Below are 17,438 nucleotides of genomic sequence, written 5' to 3' on the forward strand. Positions count from 1 at the left end.
AAAACATTCGAATTTCGATCGCCGTGTCTTTGCCAGACGCGGCGATTTTTCATTGACTGCAGAAATTGGCGAAGCTCACGGCGTCGTTTTCAAATCCGTGTTTTGCCGCCAGTTCCCACGGGCGCTCGCATTGTGCGGTTCGTGCGCACCAGCTGTAGCCGGCTGAGGCGCGGCAACCATGCTCATCTGCATCGCCGCCGGCAATCGGTACGTCGTTGTCAACCGCTTCGACGATATAGCCGTTCGCCCGCAGCAGCGACACCAGGCCCTTGTCGCCCGGCAGGTGCAAGGCACCGACTGCTATGAACGCGCCACCTTGTGTCAGGAAAGGATCGGCCCGCGCCGCCATCGTGTGGTTGCGGGCGGTGACCATCGCCTCTTCGAATGCGGCATAACCACCATCCCGGTCACTTTCGGATGGCAGAACCTCGCGGAAAAATGGCCAGAACATGCCAGTGTCGCCGTCCAGATAGAGGACGATCATGGTCTCGATCACATCGTCAATGCGCGCGCCCAGCTTTATCGTCTCGACCAGACCGCGGAGGTGAAAATCCATCGGCAGCGAGGCCATCGCGCCGAGCTGGTCTTCGACCGTCTCCAGGCCTTCCAGAAGTTTACCGTCGACCTGCGCGCGTTGCGCCAATTCGATATCCAGAACTGGGGCGCCTGCGGCCTTGCGGGCAAGCTCGCAGGCCGGCAGCGCTACCATGGAGGCAATCATCCATGGCTTCATCTTCACGACGCTTGCCGGTGGGATGCCACGGCTTTTCAGCGCATCCTCGATCACGGCGCGATCTTCGTCCGACACCAGCGAGAACAGCGTCGTGTCGTCAGTGAACATCATCAGTTCGGGATTCTTCAGCATCGATGCCATCATCGCCGCCTGGTCGAGAATATCGGTCGTTTCGATGACCACGGTGGAGGCTGTGTCAAAGGCATCCTGCGCCGCAGCCGGCAGATCGATCACGCGCGGATCGGCCATGTGCATGGTGCCGAACAGATAGGAATCGGTGACGCCGTCTTTTGAAATGCGCCACAGCAAACCCTTTCCATTGGGGATTGCGTCAGCTTCAGCGCGAATGGCTGCAAGGCGATCGGGATTGTCGTGTTCGATCTCTGCAAGCAGGTTCTGGCCGTTGCATGTGGCAGTTTCCGCCGCTTGCGCCTGACTGACCGCAAACAGGAGTGCGCCGTAGAACAAAGCCGCAAACAGGACATTCATCATGGCAAGCAGCCGAAGCGTGAGGACGGCAAGGCGATCGGCAAATGTGGCGTGCGGGGTCTGGATCATGCGCCAAAGTGCATCACAAAAGCGGCCAAACGGTAAACTTTTCGAATCTGCGGCAGGAAATTTCGACTGGCTGGAAAGCTTCATGCAACGCTAACCTTGATGCGGCACCATCGTGCCATGGATGAGTTTTTGATTTCTGCCAGGCCAGACCTTCAGCAGGCACGTCTCGACTGGCTTGCCTCGCTTTCGAGCGAGCGTCGTTTGTCGAAGCTGACGGTGGAAGCCTATGAGCGCGACACGCGTCAATTCTTCCACTTCATGACGAAACATGCCGGCGGCCCACCCGGAATAGGCGACATCGCTGCGTTGAAGCCGATGGATCTGCGCTCTTTCCTGGCACATCGCCGTAATGATGGCGTTGGCGCGCGTTCTCTGGCCCGTGGCCTTGCAGGTGTACGCTCGCTGCTGCGCCATCTGGAAAAGCGCGGTCTTGCCAATGCAGCCGGCGCGGCCGCCATGCGCGCGCCGCGACAGCCGAAATCCTTGCCCAAGCCATTGACGGCGATCGATGCGCGCAAAGTGGTTTCGACGAGCGGTCAATTGGCCGAGGAGCCCTGGATCGCCGCGCGCAATGCCGCGGTCCTGACATTGCTTTATGGATGCGGCCTGCGCATTTCCGAAGCGCTGGGCTTGGCGGGCAGCGAGCTTTCATCGCCCGATGACAAATTGTTGCGCATTGCCGGCAAGGGCGGGAAGACGCGTATCGTTCCGGTCCTGCCTTTTGCCTTTCAGACGGTGGCGGAATATCGACGCCTTTGCCCATGGCATTTGGGGGCCGATGGTCCCCTGTTTCGCGGCGCGCGCGGTGGGCAACTGCAGCCGGCGATCGTGCAGCGCGAGATGCAGAAGATGCGCGCGGCGCTTAACCTGCCAGATACCGCCACGCCGCACGCTTTGCGTCATTCCTTTGCAACGCATCTTCTGGCGCGTGGCGGTGATCTGCGCACCATTCAGGAGCTGCTTGGCCACGCCAGTCTGTCGACGACGCAGATCTACACCGATGTCGACACCGCCCGTCTGCTGGAGGTCTACGATACGGCTCACCCGCGAGCTTGAAGGGCTCTCCGGATCGGCGATTGAAACGGTGCGCATCTGCGATTAGAGACAGCCGATGACAAATGATCCTAAAACATTGCAGATGGCCGTGATCGGCGCGCCGCATGGCATCAGGGGCGAGGTGAGGGTCAAGACCTTTACGGGCGACCCGCTGGCTCTGGGCGATTATGGCCCCTTGCGCGCCGCAGATGGCCGCAAGTTCACCGTTGCCAGCATCCGCCCCGCCAAGAATGTCGTGGTCGTGCGCTTCAAGGAGATCACCTCGCGTGACGCAGCCGAGGCTGTCACCGGCATCGAGCTGTTCATCGACCGCGCGGCGCTTCCCGACGACCTGGAAGACGATGAGTTCTATCACGCCGACCTCATCGGTCTTGCCGTACGCGACGAGGCAGATCAGGTGATCGGCAAGGTCACCGGGCTGCAGAATTTCGGCGGTGGCGATATTGTCGAGATCGCCCTTGCCGGTCGCCGCGCAGCCATGGTCCCGTTCACGTTGGCCGCGATCCCTGACATTCAAATTGCCCAAGGGTTCATTCGTGTCGACACACAGGCGGCTGGTCTGGTCGATGACGATGCTGACGAGGCAGAGCAGGATCGCGGCGAATGAGCTTCCGCGCTTCGGTTCTCACGCTTTATCCTGACATGTTTCCCGGCGCACTTGGCATGTCGCTGGCGGGGCGCGGACTGGAGGCGGGGGCATGGTCGATTGAAACCGTCCAGATCCGCGATTTTGCCACCGACCGCCATCGCACGGTCGATGATACGCCGGCAGGGGGCGGTGCCGGCATGGTGCTGCGTGCCGACATTCTGGCCAGCGCCATCGATCATGCCTCCCCGGCGGGTGATCAGCGCCCCCGGCTGCTGATGAGCCCGCGTGGAAAGCCGTTGACGCAAGCGCGTGTGCGCGAACTGGCACAGGGTCCGGGGGCGGTCATCGTCTGCGGACGCTTCGAAGGCGTCGACCAGCGCGTCATTGAAGCGCGCGACCTGGAGGAAGTGTCGATCGGCGATTACATCCTGTCGGGCGGCGAACCAGCAGCGCTGGTGCTGCTGGACGCAATCGTGCGTCTCTTGCCCGGCGTCATGGGCAATGATGAATCTGGCACCGAGGAAAGCTTCGAGAACGGCCTTCTCGAGCACCCGCACTACACCCGTCCGCAATTGTTCGAGGATCGGCCAATCCCGGAGGTGCTGACCTCGGGCAACCATGCGCGTATCGCTCAGTGGCGGCACCAGACAGCGCTCGAATTGACACAGATGCGCCGCCCGGACCTGCTCCCGGCAGCGCCCGGCAAAAAAGAACCCGGCAACAGGTGACAGCCTGTGCAAAAACCTGTATGAGCCGCCCATAATCCGGGCAGTCGTCCCGATCCCGTCAACAATTACGGTGAAATCGCTCCTGTTCTTCAGCTTTTGGGCAGATGAACATAGTCACGCGGCAAAAGGCTGCACGGCAAGTGAGAGCGCTCTGGCTGTTCAAAGAACAAGAAGAGGAGTCTGTCATGGACATTATCCGTCAGCTTGAGGCCGAACAGGCCGCCAAGATCGAAGCAAAGCGTACGCTTCCAGAATTCCAGCCAGGCGACACCGTCCGCGTTCTGGTCCGCGTCACCGAAGGCACGCGTACCCGCGTTCAGGCCTACGAAGGCGTGTGCATCGCCCGTTCGGGTGCCGGCATCCAGGAAAACTTCACCGTTCGCAAGATTTCCTATGGCGAAGGCGTGGAGCGCGTGTTCCCGGTCTACTCGCCGATGGTTGAAGGCGTCGAAGTCGTCCGTCGCGGTAAGGTCCGTCGCGCAAAGCTGTACTACCTGCGCGACCGTCGCGGTAAGTCGGCTCGTATCGTCGAGAACACCGGCGTGCGCGCCCGCAAGCTCAACGAAGCAGAGCGTCAGGCCGTTGTTGCCGAGCGCGCTCGCATCGAGGCTGAAAAGGTTGCAGCAGCTCAGGCACTGGCCGCCGAAAAGGCAGCCGCCGAGGCAGCAGCAGCGGCGGAAGCCGCAGCAGCAGAAGCACCAGCTTCCGAATAAGATCACGATCTGGCGCGAGCCTGATCTGAACGATGGCGGTCTTCGGGCCGCCATTTTTCGTTTGTCGGCGTCTTGTCCCCGGAACCCTGAACCCTGCGCTGCGTTTGAGAAATCTGGCAGACGCTGTGAGGGGACACATGCAGGATATCCTTGACGATTTTGGCCATGCGACGTGGCTGCCATTTTCGGTGATTGCGGCCCGGCTGGCGCTCGCGACTGTTCTTGGTGCGGTCATTGGCTTCGAGCGAGAATGGCGAAACCAGCCAGCGGGATTGCGCACCCACATCCTTGTCGCGCTGGCGGCAGCATGTTTCACCATCATCGGCATCGAGATCGTTCACACGACCCAGTTCAATGATGAAGGGGCGCGTCAGGATCCTTTGCGCCTTATCGAGGCGGTAACGGCGGGTGTCGCCTTTCTGGCTGCAGGCACGATCATCGTCGCGCGCGGACGCATCAAGGGTCTGACCACCGGCGCGGGCCTTTGGCTCGCAGGTGCGATCGGGCTGGCTGCCGGCCTTGGCTTCTGGCAGATCGCCGCCTTTGCCACGGTGCTTGCGGTCATCGTGCTGGGCTTCTTGCACCCGCTTGAAAAGGTCGTGCTTGCAGAAGAGCGCCCCAGGGATGAAGCCGACCGCTGACAGTCGCGGCCCCGGCAGCAATTGCCGAGCCTTCGAAAGGCTGGTATGAGCACCCCATGGAAGAATTATTCGGACATCCGGCCTATAAGGGATTTGTGCTGCAGGACGTAAAGCGTCTGCCGGCACGGTTCTATGCGCGGATTTCCGGGGCGACGCTCGTCCTTCAAGGCTGAGTTCCGTCTCCGGCAATTCGCCGGCCTGTCCATTCCATTTCCCATATCGACGGATTGACGCACATGACCGCAGCACCGCGCACACTTTACGACAAGATTTTCGACGACCACGTCGTGGACCGCCAGGATGACGGCACCTGCCTGCTCTATATCGACCGCCACCTCGTTCACGAAGTGACCAGCCCGCAGGCTTTTGAAGGCCTGCGCATGACGGGGCGCAAGGTGCGTCAGCCGGAAAAGACGCTCGCCGTCGTCGACCACAACGTGTCGACTTCGCCGGATCGCAACCTTGGCATCAAGAACGAGGAAAGCCGCATCCAGGTCGAGGCGCTGGCCGCCAACGCCGCCGAGTTCGGCGTCGAATATTTCTCCGAGAAGGATGTGCGCCAGGGCATCGTGCACATTATCGGGCCGGAGCAGGGCTTCACCCTGCCGGGCATGACGATTGTCTGCGGCGACAGCCACACCTCGACCCATGGCGCGTTCGGCGCGCTGGCGCATGGCATCGGCACCTCGGAAGTGGAACACGTCCTGGCGACCCAGACGCTGATCCAGAGCAAGGCCAAGAACATGCTGGTGCGTGTTGATGGCCAACTGCCGGAGGGCGTGACTGCAAAGGACATCGTTCTTGCCATCATCGGTGAGATCGGCACCGCAGGTGGCACCGGCTATGTCATCGAATATGCCGGCGAAGCGATCCGCGCGCTGTCGATGGAAGGCCGCATGACGATCTGCAACATGTCGATCGAGGGTGGCGCGCGCGCCGGTCTCATTGCGCCGGATGAGAAGACATTCGCTTATGTGAAGGACAAGCCACGCGCGCCGACAGGCAAGGCGTGGGACATGGCGCTGGAATATTGGAAGACGCTGACGACGGACGAAGGCGCGCATTACGACAAGGTCGTGGTGCTCGACGCTGCCAAGCTGCCGCCAATCGTCACCTGGGGCTCCTCGCCGGAAGACGTGGTTTCTGTAACCGGCGTCGTGCCAAATCCGGACGAGATCTCCGATGAGAACAAGCGGAATTCCAAGTTGCGCGCGCTCGATTATATGGGTTTGACGCCGGGGACGAAGATTACCGACATCAACATTGATCGCGTCTTCATCGGCTCGTGCACCAATGGCCGCATCGAGGATCTGCGCGCAGTCGCCGCGGTCGTCGAAGGCAAGCAGGTCGCCTCGACCGTCAACGCGATGATCGTGCCAGGTTCGGGCCTCGTGAAGGCGCAGGCCGAAGCCGAAGGTCTCGACAAGATCTTCGTCGCCGCCGGGTTTGACTGGCGTGAGCCGGGCTGCTCGATGTGCCTGGCGATGAACGATGACCGCCTCGCACCCTATGAGCGTTGCGCCTCGACCTCCAACCGCAACTTCGAAGGTCGTCAGGGCTTCAAGGGCCGCACCCATCTGGTGTCGCCGGCGATGGCTGCGGCTGCCGCGATTGCCGGCCACTTCGTCGATATTCGCGAGTGGAATTGAGCGGAACTGGCTTGAACGCCGCTTTGCGCGGCGGCTGACTTGACATTCAGGCGGGCCGGAAGCGGTCCGCCTTTTTGCATCTGGTCGTTGTTTCGGGCGGGTTCAGCGGCGGGCGAGTTTCTGTTCGCTGTGGATCAGGCGATAGGCCTCCATCTCCTCGCGCGAGAGGTAGTAGAGATTTTGAGGCGGTGTATCGAGCGCGTGAAGCCACAGCGCCGGATCGACGCCCATCTCGGAAAGATGGCGTGAAACCCGCGCGGTGGTGGCCTGCGCCGCCGACATTGCCTGCGCCGGATCAAGGTCGCGAATGTCGCTGGCTGCATAGAACTGGTGCAGTCCTACCGCCGCGTTCGCACTGACATTGCGGGTTGTGCCCGCTGCAAGAACCAGCGGACAGGATGAGGCGCACAGCGCACCATCCTCGATGGTCACGGCAAGACCGTGCTGGCGCACCAGTCGCGCCATCGACAGCGCGTCTTCAAGTGATCCGCCATTGGAATTTAGCGTGAGCGTTCTGACATATTCACCGCGTTGTTCAAGTTCGGCGGCGAAACGGCGCGCGGCGCCAACGTCGATGGCGCCTTGTGCGCGCATCACCCCGTCCGCAAGCAGTTCGAACTGCATCGGCTGGCGCAGCGCCTCGCCGTCGAGTGTGATGTGTTGACGTGGATCAGGTCGATAGGGCTGTTCCGGCGCGGCCGTGCGTAAAGCCGCAGGCAGCGCTGGTTCGACATAGACAGCACCGCTTCCATTGCCCCTGCCGAGCTGTTGATCATCGTAAAGCGTCTTCAGGTCCAGCCCGATCACGGCAACGGCGCCGGCCAGTAGTCCGTAGAACACGGAGCGGGCGATGTCGCCATCGTCAAAACGCGCAAGATAACGCATCAGGAAACCTCGTTTGCGACGCATTGTGGGTTCGATCGGGCTCATGTCTCGTTTCGCTTCCTGTCCGCCATGGCGATGGGCGTGACGTTTTCGACCGAAAATGCGCCCGAGGGCTCCGGTTCACCGCTGAGTTCACCGCCCGTTGCGGCCCGACTCTCGACGCGTGCGTTGAGCGCGTTGTGCAATTCAAGGGCACGCAGCATGTCCGCTGCGGTGATGCGGTCGGCGTCGGACAGTTCTTCTTCGCCGCGGCGCATGGCGGCATGGGCGACAGCGAGCATCGCGACGAGGACGCCCGGTAAAAGGTCGATGGAGATCGCGCCTGCCCAGCTCGGCAGGAAGCTTCCGGCATAAAGAATGACCGCTTCGGCAGAGGATAGCGGCACGAAGCGACGCTCGGCGACCTTCGGTTGCTTCATGATCTCGGTTGCTGCTGCTGACAGGGCGTCCGACTGTGCGGCAACAGAGGCGCGGATCGTATCCATGATCTGGTTTTGCCGGCCTGCAAGGTCAGCACTGGCGCCGTCGGCCACCGGCGCAATGAAGCCGACGGAAAGGTCTGCGGCTGCCCGGACCACGGAGGGCGCGATGGAGGTTTGTTCCAGCGCGGCGATGACGCCGGCCAGCGCGACGGCCTCATGGGCAAAGGCATCAGCGCGAGGCTGCACCGGGCCGCTGGCCGAAACCAGCCCCCGCATCGTTGCCAGATGCATCTGCCCGTTTTCAAACAGCGTGCCTACCGTTTCCCGTGACGCCTGAATATTTGCTTCCAGTTCGCGCATCTGCGCTGCCATTTGCGCCAGAAGCTGCACTACAGAGCCAGAGCCTGACGTGCCGGTCAGAGCGCCGGACCGCCGTTCGTCATCGGCAAGCCGGGCAAATCGTTCGCCGGCGCGCTGTATGTCAGGCAACAGTGACAGGGCGCCGATGGCGTTCGAGTTGGCCTGGTCGAGATCGGCGGTATAGCCTTCCTGCGTGACCGCCAGGTGCTGCTCGACAGCAGCCGAGCCGGCGAGCGCTGCGGCGTTCAGCCAGGACGACATGGCGATGATCATCGCCGAGCCGACGGCCATGATTGCGACCAGCGTGGCACGCGATCCATTGTCGCGCATTTCCGGCAGGAATCGCGACAGATAGATCCAGAATCCATAGATTCCCACCGACACCGCGACCGAATAAACGATGGCCGCGAAGAACACGAAGGTGGCGTCGCCGTCGAGAAGGCTGCGCACGCCGAGATAGGTGTATACGCCGCTCGCCAGAGCCAGTGTGGCCAGAACGAAGCGCGTCATTGTCTCCAGTGCGGCGACGTGTTCCTTCAGTCGGCGGGCGGTGCGTGCGTGGCTCATCAGCGCTCGGGTCCGCAGTAGAGCGGTGCCTGCGGGATCACCCCGTCAGGCAGGCCGTACATGTAGCTGCGTCCCTTCCAGATATGGGGCGGACGCCAGCATCGCACCGAAGCGGGCGGTTCCTGCTGCGTGTGATAGCCAATTACATGCGGACCGGCAGGCACACGCAGCAAACGATCCGGCTGTCGATTTTCAATTGCGCCGGCCTGGCCAACAAGAATGCGCTTGTAGCCGGATGCGCCGATAATGATCAGATTGCCGAATGCGTCGGCTTCGATCCTGCCCCTGGCCTCTTCGGCGTTTGCAGGCAGGCTGGTCATCGCCGCCGTAGCAGCAAGTGCGAGGGCAAGCAATTTCATGCGCATGACGGTCGCTCCTGACGGCAAGACTACGGGCCTCATCGGGCAGAATTTTAACCTTTTATTAACCATTGTTAAGTGGGAGGTGTTTTCAACCGCGCGATATGGTTAATCGCCGCCTGCACAGTGCGTGATTCAATTGACACGCGCGCGCGAAATGACTCACAAGAGCGCACGGAGGTGCCCTATGGCTTCAAACCACCAGATCGATATTTCCCTGATCCGACTGAAGGATGCGCGTGATCTGGCGCCGCTGCTTGCAGCCTATACGCAGGCGCTGAAGCGTGGCGCGCCGCGCCGTCCGGATGAGTATTATGCGGAGACGCTGCTGCAGGACCGCACGGCGGAGGTCATGGGCGCGCGGCTGGATGGGGCGCTGGTCGGCTTTGCCATTTTTACCGACTTGCCAGACCCGCTGTCGGGCATGCGCCTTGGCCAGCTCGACCATCTTTATGTCCACCATGACCACCGCAAGCTTGGCATTGCCAAAGCGCTGGTCGATGTGTTGTCGGATCAGGCCGAGGAACGCAGCTGGGTGCGGCTGGCACTTAACGCGCCGCGTCAACCTGAGGATGGGCGCAAGCTCTACGAACAGATTGCGGTTCCGGCAGACTGGACCGCGCACGTCATCCGCTACGACGACAATTGACTGGCTGCCGATTGCGCGTTGATTTGAAGGTACGTTTGGCGATAGGTCTGGCGCTATGAGACTGATTCCAAGACCGGGTGACACCGCTATCCTGCGCCTCTGCATGCTTTCGAGCCTGGCATTTCTTGCGACGGCTTGTGTTGGCGACCAGCAGGCGCAGACCGGCCAGGGTGACGCGTCGCAGACGATTGCCGCAATCCCGCGTCACGCGACCTATGATTGCGGCGATGGCGATTGGATTGTCATCGAAAGAGCCGGCAATGCCGTGCGGCTGACGGATGCGGATGGCGAAAGCTACGATCTTCCGGCGTCCCCGCCCTCGCAGGCAAGCCGTTTCGGCGAAGGTGGGTTGGCGCTCGTCGTGGAAGGTGGTGAAGCGCTCTGGATGAAGGCCGGCAAACAGCCTGCGACCTGCCGGCGCTGATTCGCTCTTGGCCGTCCATGCCGCGATCATCCCGCTTCAATCGATTGAACGGTCTGCTTTGCCTGCCCCCTGGCCAGCAAAGCGTCAAATTCATGGCCTCGCTGGCTTTTCCCGCTTTGACGCGGTGCAAAATCCGCATTAGAAGACCCCAACATTACGTCCATTTCCCGGGTTCGGACATTGTCTTGAGAGCCCGGACGGCACTGTCCGATTGGGGGAGCCATGAGCAAATCCGCAGCCACCCGCGCCCGACCGCTGTCACCGCACCTGCAAATTTATAAGCCGATTCCGACGATGATGATGTCCATCGTGCATCGCATTACCGGCGTCGCACTGTATTTCGGAATCGTCCTTGTGATCGCGTGGCTTCTGGCCGCCGCCACATCCGAATCCTGGTTCAACACTGTTTCGGCAATCTACGGGTCGTGGATCGGCAGGCTGGTCCTGTTCGGCCTCACCTGGTCGCTTGTCCATCATCTGCTGGGTGGCATCCGCCACTTCGTCATGGATACCGGCAGGGCGCTCGACAAGCAGGGCTCGACCCGTCTTGCGACCATGATGCCGTTCATCTCGATAGCGCTGACGATCCTGCTCTGGGTCATCGGCTACATGGCGCGGGGAGCCTGACATGGCAGATTTTCGTACTCCACTGTCGCGTGTGCGCGGTCTTGGCGCCGCGCGTTCGGGCACGTCGCACTTCTGGTACCAGCGCGTCACCGCAGTCGCCAACGTGCCGCTGACGCTTTTCTTCGTCGGTCTGGTCATCGCATTGAGCGACGCGTCCTTTGCCGAGGCGCGGGCAACGTTGGCCAACCCGTTTGTGGCGCTGACGCTGATCCTGGCAATGCTGTCGGTATGCTATCACATGAAACTGGGCATGCAGATGGTCATCGAGGACTATGTTCACGATGAACTGACGAAGTTGGTGCTTCTCATGCTCAACATCTTCTTCACTTTCATTCTCGGCGCGATTTCGATTTTCGCGCTGCTCAAGATCGCATTCGGAGGCTGAACCGTGGCCGAAACGAGAAACAACGCTTCAAGGCCCGGCGTCGCTGGAAAAGCCTACACCTATGTTGACCATCAGTTCGATGTCGTCGTCGTGGGCGCCGGTGGTGCCGGTCTGCGCGCAACGCTGGGCATGGCTGAGCAGGGTCTCAAGACCGCCTGCATCACCAAGGTGTTCCCGACCCGCTCGCACACCGTGGCGGCCCAGGGCGGTATTGCCGCCTCGCTGCAGAACATGGGACCGGACAATTGGCAGTGGCACCTTTACGACACCGTCAAGGGTTCTGACTGGCTCGGCGACGTCGACGCGATGGAATATCTTGCGCGCGAAGCTCCGGCAGCTGTCTACGAGCTTGAACACTATGGTGTGCCGTTCTCGCGTACCGAAGACGGTCGCATCTATCAGCGTCCGTTCGGCGGCCACATGCAGAATTTCGGCGACGGTCCGCCGGTGCAGCGCACCTGCGCCGCGGCTGACCGTACCGGCCACGCGATCCTGCACACGCTCTATGGCCAGTCGGTCAAGAACAACGCGCAGTTCTTCATCGAGTATTTCGCTCTCGACCTGATCATGACCGATGGCGTCTGCACCGGTGTCGTGGCGTGGAACCTCGATGACGGCACCATCCACCGCTTTGCAGCGAAGATGGTTGTTCTGGCAACCGGCGGCTATGGCCGCTCCTACTTCTCGGCAACCTCTGCGCATACCTGCACCGGCGACGGCAATGGCATGGCGGCGCGTGCCGGCCTGCCGCTGCAGGATATGGAGTTTGTTCAGTTCCACCCGACCGGTATTTACGGCGCGGGCTGCCTCATCACCGAAGGCGCACGCGGCGAGGGCGGCTATCTCGTCAACTCGGAAGGCGAGCGCTTCATGGAGCGCTATGCACCGTCGGCCAAGGATCTTGCCTCGCGTGACGTTGTCTCGCGCTGCATGACCATGGAAATCCGGGAAGGCCGCGGCGTTGGTCGCAACAAGGACCACATCTACCTGCATCTCGATCATCTCGATCCGGCGGTCCTGCATGAGCGCCTGCCCGGCATTTCCGAGAGTGCGAAGATCTTTGCCGGTGTCGATGTCACCCGCGAGCCGATCCCGGTTCTGCCGACCGTCCACTACAATATGGGCGGCGTGCCGACGAACTATTGGGGCGAAGTGCTCAATGCCGACAGCGAGAACCCGGGCCGCATCCAGCCGGGCCTGATGGCCGTCGGCGAGGCGGGTTGTGCATCGGTTCACGGCGCCAACCGTCTCGGCTCCAACTCGCTGATCGACCTTGTCGTGTTCGGGCGCGCTGCTGCGATCCGGGCTGGGCAGGTGATCGATCGTGAAAGCGCGATTCCGCCGATCAACGAGCAGGCCTGCGAGAAGATCATGGAGCGCTTCGACAGGATCCGTCATGCCAATGGCTCGACGCCGACGGCAGAGATCCGTGAGAAGATGCAGCGCGCGATGCAGGAAGATGCCGCCGTGTTCCGTACCCAGGAAACGCTGGAGGAAGGCTGCCGCCGCATTTCGGCGATCTGGCAGGAACTGCCGGACGTCAAGGTCCATGATCGCTCGATGATCTGGAACTCGGATCTGGTCGAGACGCTTGAACTCGACAATCTGATGGTTTCCGCCATCACCACCGTCTATGGGGCTGAGGCACGCAAGGAAAGCCGCGGTGCGCATGCCCGTGAGGACTTCTCGGCGCGTGACGACGTCAACTGGCGCAAGCACACGCTGGCGTGGGTGGACGAGAAGGGCAACGTCAAGCTCGACTATCGTCCGGTTCACACCGAAACCATGCTGCCGGTGGATCAGGGCGGTATCGACCCCGCCAGGATCGCGCCCAAGGCGCGCGTGTATTGATCGAGGGGAAAGACCATGGTTGAACTCACGCTTCCCAAGAACTCCCGGATCGAGCAGGGCAAAACCTGGCCGAAGCCGGAAGGCGCGACCAATCTGCGCGAATACAAGATCTATCGCTGGTCGCCGGATGACGACAAGAATCCAAGCGTCGACACCTATTATGTCGACATGGATGATTGCGGCCCGATGGTGCTCGACGGTCTGCTCTACATCAAAAACAAGATCGATCCGACGTTGACGCTGCGCCGCTCGTGCCGCGAGGGCATCTGCGGCTCCTGCGCCATGAACATCGACGGCACCAACACCCTGGCGTGCACCAAGGGTGTCGATGAGATCAACGGCGCGGTCCGGGTCTACCCGCTGCCGCATATGCCGGTGGTCAAGGATCTGGTGCCGGACCTGACCGTGCCTTACGCACAGCTGTCGTCGATTCAGCCATGGCTGAAGACAGTGTCGCCGGAGCCGGCGAAGGAGTGGAAGCAGAGCCACGAAGACCGCGCCAAGCTCGATGGTCTTTATGAGTGCATCCTGTGCTTCTGCTGCCAGACCTCGTGCCCGAGCTATTGGTGGAACGGCGAGCGTTACCTCGGCCCAGCTGTTCTGCTGCAGGCCTATCGCTGGCTGATCGACAGCCGCGACGAGGCCACCGGCGAGCGTCTCGACAATCTCGAAGATCCGTTCCGCCTCTACCGCTGCCACACGATCATGAACTGCACGCAGGCCTGCCCGAAGGGGCTCAACCCGGCCAAGGCGATTGCAGAGATCAAGAAGATGATGGTCGAGCGCAGCGTCTGAACTTTTGCGCCATGCGCGATTTCAAGAACCCGGCCTTGTGCCGGGTTTTTTTGTTGGGGTGGTTGCCAGCTTCATTTAGCTGCTAACATCGGCCAGATTGCAGTTGGGAGCCTTTGATCTCGATGCGTAAACTTGGCAATGCCACCGACCTCAAGACCCATTTTGAATCGCAGGCGCAGGCTTGCGACCGGCTCGGCTCGCCCTTCACCGCGCGTCTGTGCCGGCTACTCGTGACGCTTCTGGATGATACGACCCAGACCGGACGCCGCGTCCTCGACTGGCCTGGTGATCCACGCGCTGATGCGCTGGCGTTGCGGCTGTGCGGCGGGTTGCACCGGCTGGTGCTGCAGGCGCAGGACGCCGAGCTTGAAGCCGTCTATCCGCCCCATAGCGCGGGCGACGCGGCATTGTCCGCTGCGGTCAAGGCGGCCTTGCGCCGGCATGATGCCGCGCTGTTGGCCGCGCTCGACTCCGCGCCGCAGACCAATGAGATCGCACGGTCGGCGATGTTGTTGCCGGGATTTCTGAGCGTGGCGCGCGCGACCGGCCTGCCACTGGCGCTGTGCGAGATTGGTTCGAGCGGTGGGCTCAATCTGCTGTTTGACCGTTTCTTCTATCGCTATGGCGCGTTGGCGTGGGGCGATAAGGCGTCACCGGTGACAATCGCACCAGAACTGCGCTCGGCGTCTCTGCCGCTCGATGGCGTCATGGCTGCGATATCGCACCGGTCGATGTATTGCAGCCCGACGGCCGGCTGCGCCTGCGCTCCTATGTCTGGGCCGACCAGACCGCGCGGCTCGAGCGCCTTGATGGCGCGCTGGCGCTGGCCGGGGCGCATCCGTTTGAGCTGGAAAAATCTGACGCCGCCGCATTCGGGATTCAGGCGCTCGCCAATCGCCCGAAGAATGCGGTGTTCGTGCTGTTCCACTCGATCATGTGGCAATATATGCCGCGCGCGACCAAGGACGCGATCCTGACGGCGCTGGCGGATGAAGGAGCCAAGGCTGCCGCCGCAGCGCCGATCGCTCGGCTGCGAATGGAGCCGCGCGACCCTAACGACGACTGGGCAACGTTGAGCCTGACACTGTGGCCGGGCGGTGAAACGCGTCGTCTGGCCAAGTGCGACTTCCATGGCCGGTGGATCGAGTGGATCGCCTAAAGCATGTCTCCCGAAAGTGGGAACCGGTTTCGGGTTAAAGACATGCGTAAAAACAAGAATTTAAAGCCGAAGGATCGAATCTGAAAGATCGCGACGCGCTTTCGAGCAGTTCCGGCGAATGAGTTTTGCGTCCGGAATTGCGAAGCAACAATGGGGGCTGGTGGCTCTCTTTATTCAGCCGGCTTCTCTTCCTGTGCGTGGCGCATGATCAGCGGCATTTGCGAGAAGGTGAAGATCAGGGTGATCGGCATGGTGCCCCAGACCTTGAAGGCCACCCAGGTGTCGGTCGAAAAATTGCGCCACACAACTTCGTTGAGTACGGCTAGGAAGATGAAGAAGAGGCCCCAGCGCAGGGTTAGTTTGCGCCATCCTTCGGCATCAAGCTTGAAGGCGGACTCGAACACGTAACCGAGCAGGGACTTGCCAAAAAACAGGCCAGCCAGAAGCGTCGCCCCGAACAGCGTGTTGACGATGGTCGGCTTCATCTTGATGAACAGATCGTCCTGCAGCCAAAGCGTCAGCGCGCCGAAGATGAACACGACGACGCCCGACACAAGCGGCATGATCGGCAAGGTCCGCACCAGCAGCCATGAGATCGTCAGAGCTATGGCGGTCGCGATCATAAACAGGCCGGTCGCAAGGAAGATGGGGCCGCCGAATGCCGACAGCGCCGGGAACGTTTCCAGCAGCCACTCGCCGCGTGCATTGGCGAAGAAGAACACCAGCAGCGGCCCCAGCTCCAGCGCCAGCTTTGGCAGAGGGCTCAGTTCTCTGGGCTTGGTTGCGGCTGGTTCGCGCATCAGTTCACTCCTGCGATCGCCTTGGCGAAATCGCCTGCAGAAAAGGGTTCGAGATCTTCGACCTGTTCGCCAACGCCGATGAAATAGACCGGCAGCTTGTGCTTGGCGGCGATGGCAACAAGAATGCCGCCGCGCGCCGTGCCGTCCAGCTTGGTCATCACCAGCCCGTTGACGCCGGCAATATTGCGGAAGATTTCGACCTGATTGAGGGCATTCTGGCCTGTTGTCGCATCAACTGTCTGCAAGACGGTGTGCGGCGCGTCGGGATCGTGTTTGCCAAGCACGCGCACGATCTTTTCCAGTTCGGCCATCAGCTCGGTCTTGTTTTGCAGGCGTCCGGCAGTGTCGATGATGAGGACATCGGAGCCAGCTTCCTTGGCTTTTTCGAACGCATCGAAGGCCAGTCCGGCAGCGTCCGCGCCAAGCTTGGAGGAAACAACAGGCGAACCGGTCCGCTCGCCCCAGATCTTCAGTTGTTCGATGGCGGCGGCGCGGAATGTATCGCCTGCCGCGAGCATCACCTTGAGCCCGCCATCGGTCAGCTTGGCTGCCAGCTTGCCGATCGTCGTCGTCTTGCCGGTGCCGTTGACGCCGACCACGAGGATGACGTGCGGCTTGTGGGACAGATCAAGCTCCAGCGGCCTTGCGACCGGCCCGAGAACCTTTTCAATCTCCTGCGCCATCACGGCGCGCACTTCCTCGCCGGAAATCTCCTTGCCATAGCGGCCCGACGCCAGCGCGTCGGTGACGCGGATCGCGGTCTCCATGCCGAGGTCGGCCTGCAGCAAAACGTCTTCCAGATCCTGCAGCGTGTCGTCGTCCAGCTTGCGCTTGGTGAAAACGCCGGCAATCGAGTCGCGCAGATCGCGCGAGGAGCGCGACAGCCCCTGGCTGAGCCGTTGATACCAGGACAGCTTTGGCTGCGGTGCAACCTCTACCGGGGCAATTTCGGTCTTCTTCTCGACGGCCTTTGAGACGGTGACCTTGCCGGGCGCAGCTGCTGGCGCAGGCTCTTCTCCCCCCGCGAGGGGGAGATGGTCCGCAGGACCAGAGGGGGTCAGCTCGGCAGTGCTCGACGCGGCGAGGACCCCACCCCGTTCGGCTTCGCCGACCGACCCTCCCCTCAAGGGGGAGGGAGGCGTTGGTGCCTCTGGAACTTCCGCTGGTGGAACAGGCTGTGGCTGTTCCGGTTCGACCGGGACGGCTGGCTCAACCGGGGCTTCCTCGGGAACCTCGGGCACCACCTGCGGCGTTTCAGCCGGAACCTCTTCCGGCACGACAGCCGGCACATCGGGAAGCGGCGCGGGTTCGGCTGGAATTTCTTCCGGTATGTTGGCCGGAATGTCCGGCTCTGGCTCCAGCGAGACTTCCGGAACCGGTGCAAGCTCCGGCGTCAGCCCTTCCAGGGCGGACGCTTCCTCGTGAACCTCCTCCTTCTTGCCGAAGGAGAACATTTTCTTGATGAAACCAAGTGCCATGAAGCTTCGC

The 17,438-nt window shown here is 61.7% G+C and carries 18 protein-coding genes and 1 pseudogene; 13 read left to right on the forward strand and 6 right to left on the reverse strand.

Annotated elements, in window-relative coordinates; translation table 11 throughout:
- Positions 1 to 49: 49 nt before the first annotated feature.
- The gene (locus BMZ42_RS03080; RefSeq protein WP_091518947.1) at positions 50 to 1,291 is read right to left on the reverse strand and encodes a TraB/GumN family protein; all 1,242 of its coding nucleotides are present in this window, start codon (positions 1,289 to 1,291) and stop codon (positions 50 to 52) included.
- A gap of 117 nt (positions 1,292 to 1,408) precedes the next feature.
- Between BMZ42_RS03080 and BMZ42_RS03085 the strand changes: the two genes are divergently transcribed.
- The 6 genes from BMZ42_RS03085 (at position 1,409) to leuC (ending at position 6,667) form a co-directional block, all read left to right on the forward strand.
- Positions 1,409 to 2,347: a tyrosine recombinase XerC gene (locus BMZ42_RS03085; protein ID WP_091518949.1), complete on the forward strand. Its 939-nt coding sequence runs from the start codon at positions 1,409 to 1,411 to the stop codon at positions 2,345 to 2,347.
- Positions 2,348 to 2,402: 55 nt separating this feature from the next.
- Positions 2,403 to 2,954: a ribosome maturation factor RimM gene (gene rimM / locus BMZ42_RS03090; RefSeq protein ID WP_091518498.1), complete on the forward strand. Its 552-nt coding sequence runs from the start codon at positions 2,403 to 2,405 to the stop codon at positions 2,952 to 2,954.
- Positions 2,951 to 3,664: a tRNA (guanosine(37)-N1)-methyltransferase TrmD gene (trmD, locus tag BMZ42_RS03095; RefSeq protein ID WP_091518500.1), complete on the forward strand. Its 714-nt coding sequence runs from the start codon at positions 2,951 to 2,953 to the stop codon at positions 3,662 to 3,664. Before rimM ends, trmD begins: the two co-directional genes overlap by 4 nt.
- Before the next feature lie 185 nt (positions 3,665 to 3,849).
- Positions 3,850 to 4,377, forward strand: a complete 528-nt coding sequence (gene rplS / locus BMZ42_RS03100) for a 50S ribosomal protein L19 (protein WP_091518952.1) — start codon at positions 3,850 to 3,852, stop codon at positions 4,375 to 4,377.
- A 137-nt stretch (positions 4,378 to 4,514) separates the two neighbouring features.
- On the forward strand, positions 4,515 to 5,018 hold the full coding sequence (locus BMZ42_RS03105; protein ID WP_091518502.1) for an MgtC/SapB family protein: 504 nt from the start codon (positions 4,515 to 4,517) through the stop codon (positions 5,016 to 5,018).
- Positions 5,019 to 5,254: 236 nt separating this feature from the next.
- Positions 5,255 to 6,667 (forward strand): 3-isopropylmalate dehydratase large subunit, encoded by a 1,413-nt coding sequence (leuC, locus tag BMZ42_RS03115; RefSeq protein ID WP_091518506.1) that lies wholly within the window; start codon positions 5,255 to 5,257, stop codon positions 6,665 to 6,667.
- Between the two features lie 102 nt (positions 6,668 to 6,769).
- On the opposite strand, the gene BMZ42_RS03120 is transcribed toward leuC, so the two are convergent.
- The 3 genes from BMZ42_RS03120 to BMZ42_RS03130 are packed head-to-tail and all read right to left on the reverse strand — an operon-like array spanning position 6,770 to position 9,266.
- A complete protein-coding gene (locus BMZ42_RS03120) occupies positions 6,770 to 7,597 on the reverse strand; it encodes a COG3904 family protein (protein WP_091518508.1) in 828 nt (275 codons plus the stop codon).
- A complete protein-coding gene (locus tag BMZ42_RS03125; protein ID WP_091518510.1) occupies positions 7,594 to 8,901 on the reverse strand; it encodes a hypothetical protein in 1,308 nt (435 codons plus the stop codon). Before BMZ42_RS03125 ends, BMZ42_RS03120 begins: the two co-directional genes overlap by 4 nt.
- Positions 8,901 to 9,266: a hypothetical protein gene (locus BMZ42_RS03130; RefSeq protein WP_091518512.1), complete on the reverse strand. Its 366-nt coding sequence runs from the start codon at positions 9,264 to 9,266 to the stop codon at positions 8,901 to 8,903. The genes BMZ42_RS03125 and BMZ42_RS03130 overlap by 1 nt, the downstream gene beginning before the upstream one ends.
- Before the next feature lie 181 nt (positions 9,267 to 9,447).
- Between BMZ42_RS03130 and BMZ42_RS03135 the strand changes: the two genes are divergently transcribed.
- The 7 genes and pseudogenes from BMZ42_RS03135 to BMZ42_RS03165 all read left to right on the forward strand — a co-directional run bounded on the left by BMZ42_RS03135 (position 9,448) and on the right by BMZ42_RS03165 (position 15,150).
- A complete protein-coding gene (locus BMZ42_RS03135; protein ID WP_091518515.1) occupies positions 9,448 to 9,909 on the forward strand; it encodes a GNAT family N-acetyltransferase in 462 nt (153 codons plus the stop codon).
- Positions 9,910 to 10,012: 103 nt separating this feature from the next.
- Complete coding sequence (locus BMZ42_RS03140; RefSeq protein ID WP_139207829.1) at positions 10,013 to 10,333, forward strand: hypothetical protein; 321 nt, start codon at positions 10,013 to 10,015, stop codon at positions 10,331 to 10,333.
- Between the two features lie 222 nt (positions 10,334 to 10,555).
- Complete coding sequence (sdhC, locus tag BMZ42_RS03145; RefSeq protein WP_091518519.1) at positions 10,556 to 10,960, forward strand: succinate dehydrogenase, cytochrome b556 subunit; 405 nt, start codon at positions 10,556 to 10,558, stop codon at positions 10,958 to 10,960.
- Between the two features lies 1 nt (position 10,961).
- Positions 10,962 to 11,345, forward strand: coding sequence for a succinate dehydrogenase, hydrophobic membrane anchor protein (gene sdhD / locus BMZ42_RS03150; protein WP_091518520.1), 384 nt, complete (start codon positions 10,962 to 10,964; stop codon positions 11,343 to 11,345).
- A gap of 3 nt (positions 11,346 to 11,348) precedes the next feature.
- Complete coding sequence (gene sdhA / locus BMZ42_RS03155) at positions 11,349 to 13,196, forward strand: succinate dehydrogenase flavoprotein subunit (protein ID WP_091518523.1); 1,848 nt, start codon at positions 11,349 to 11,351, stop codon at positions 13,194 to 13,196.
- 15 nt (positions 13,197 to 13,211) lie between these two features.
- On the forward strand, positions 13,212 to 13,991 hold the full coding sequence (locus tag BMZ42_RS03160) for a succinate dehydrogenase iron-sulfur subunit (RefSeq protein WP_091518525.1): 780 nt from the start codon (positions 13,212 to 13,214) through the stop codon (positions 13,989 to 13,991).
- Between the two features lie 122 nt (positions 13,992 to 14,113).
- Positions 14,114 to 15,150: pseudogene (locus BMZ42_RS03165) on the forward strand (DUF2332 domain-containing protein).
- 170 nt (positions 15,151 to 15,320) lie between these two features.
- On the opposite strand, the gene BMZ42_RS03170 reads toward BMZ42_RS03165, so the two are convergent.
- Both BMZ42_RS03170 and ftsY read right to left on the reverse strand, forming a co-directional pair.
- On the reverse strand, positions 15,321 to 15,950 hold the full coding sequence (locus tag BMZ42_RS03170) for a septation protein A (RefSeq protein ID WP_091518527.1): 630 nt from the start codon (positions 15,948 to 15,950) through the stop codon (positions 15,321 to 15,323).
- Positions 15,950 to 17,428 carry a signal recognition particle-docking protein FtsY gene (ftsY, locus tag BMZ42_RS03175; RefSeq protein ID WP_091518530.1) on the reverse strand — a complete coding sequence of 493 codons (1,479 nt, stop codon included), beginning with the start codon at positions 17,426 to 17,428 and terminating at the stop codon, positions 15,950 to 15,952. Before ftsY ends, BMZ42_RS03170 begins: the two co-directional genes overlap by 1 nt.
- Positions 17,429 to 17,438 lie beyond the last annotated feature (10 nt).

The organism is Aquamicrobium aerolatum DSM 21857 (assembly GCF_900113935.1).
Classification (GTDB): domain Bacteria; phylum Pseudomonadota; class Alphaproteobacteria; order Rhizobiales; family Rhizobiaceae; genus Aerobium; species Aerobium aerolatum.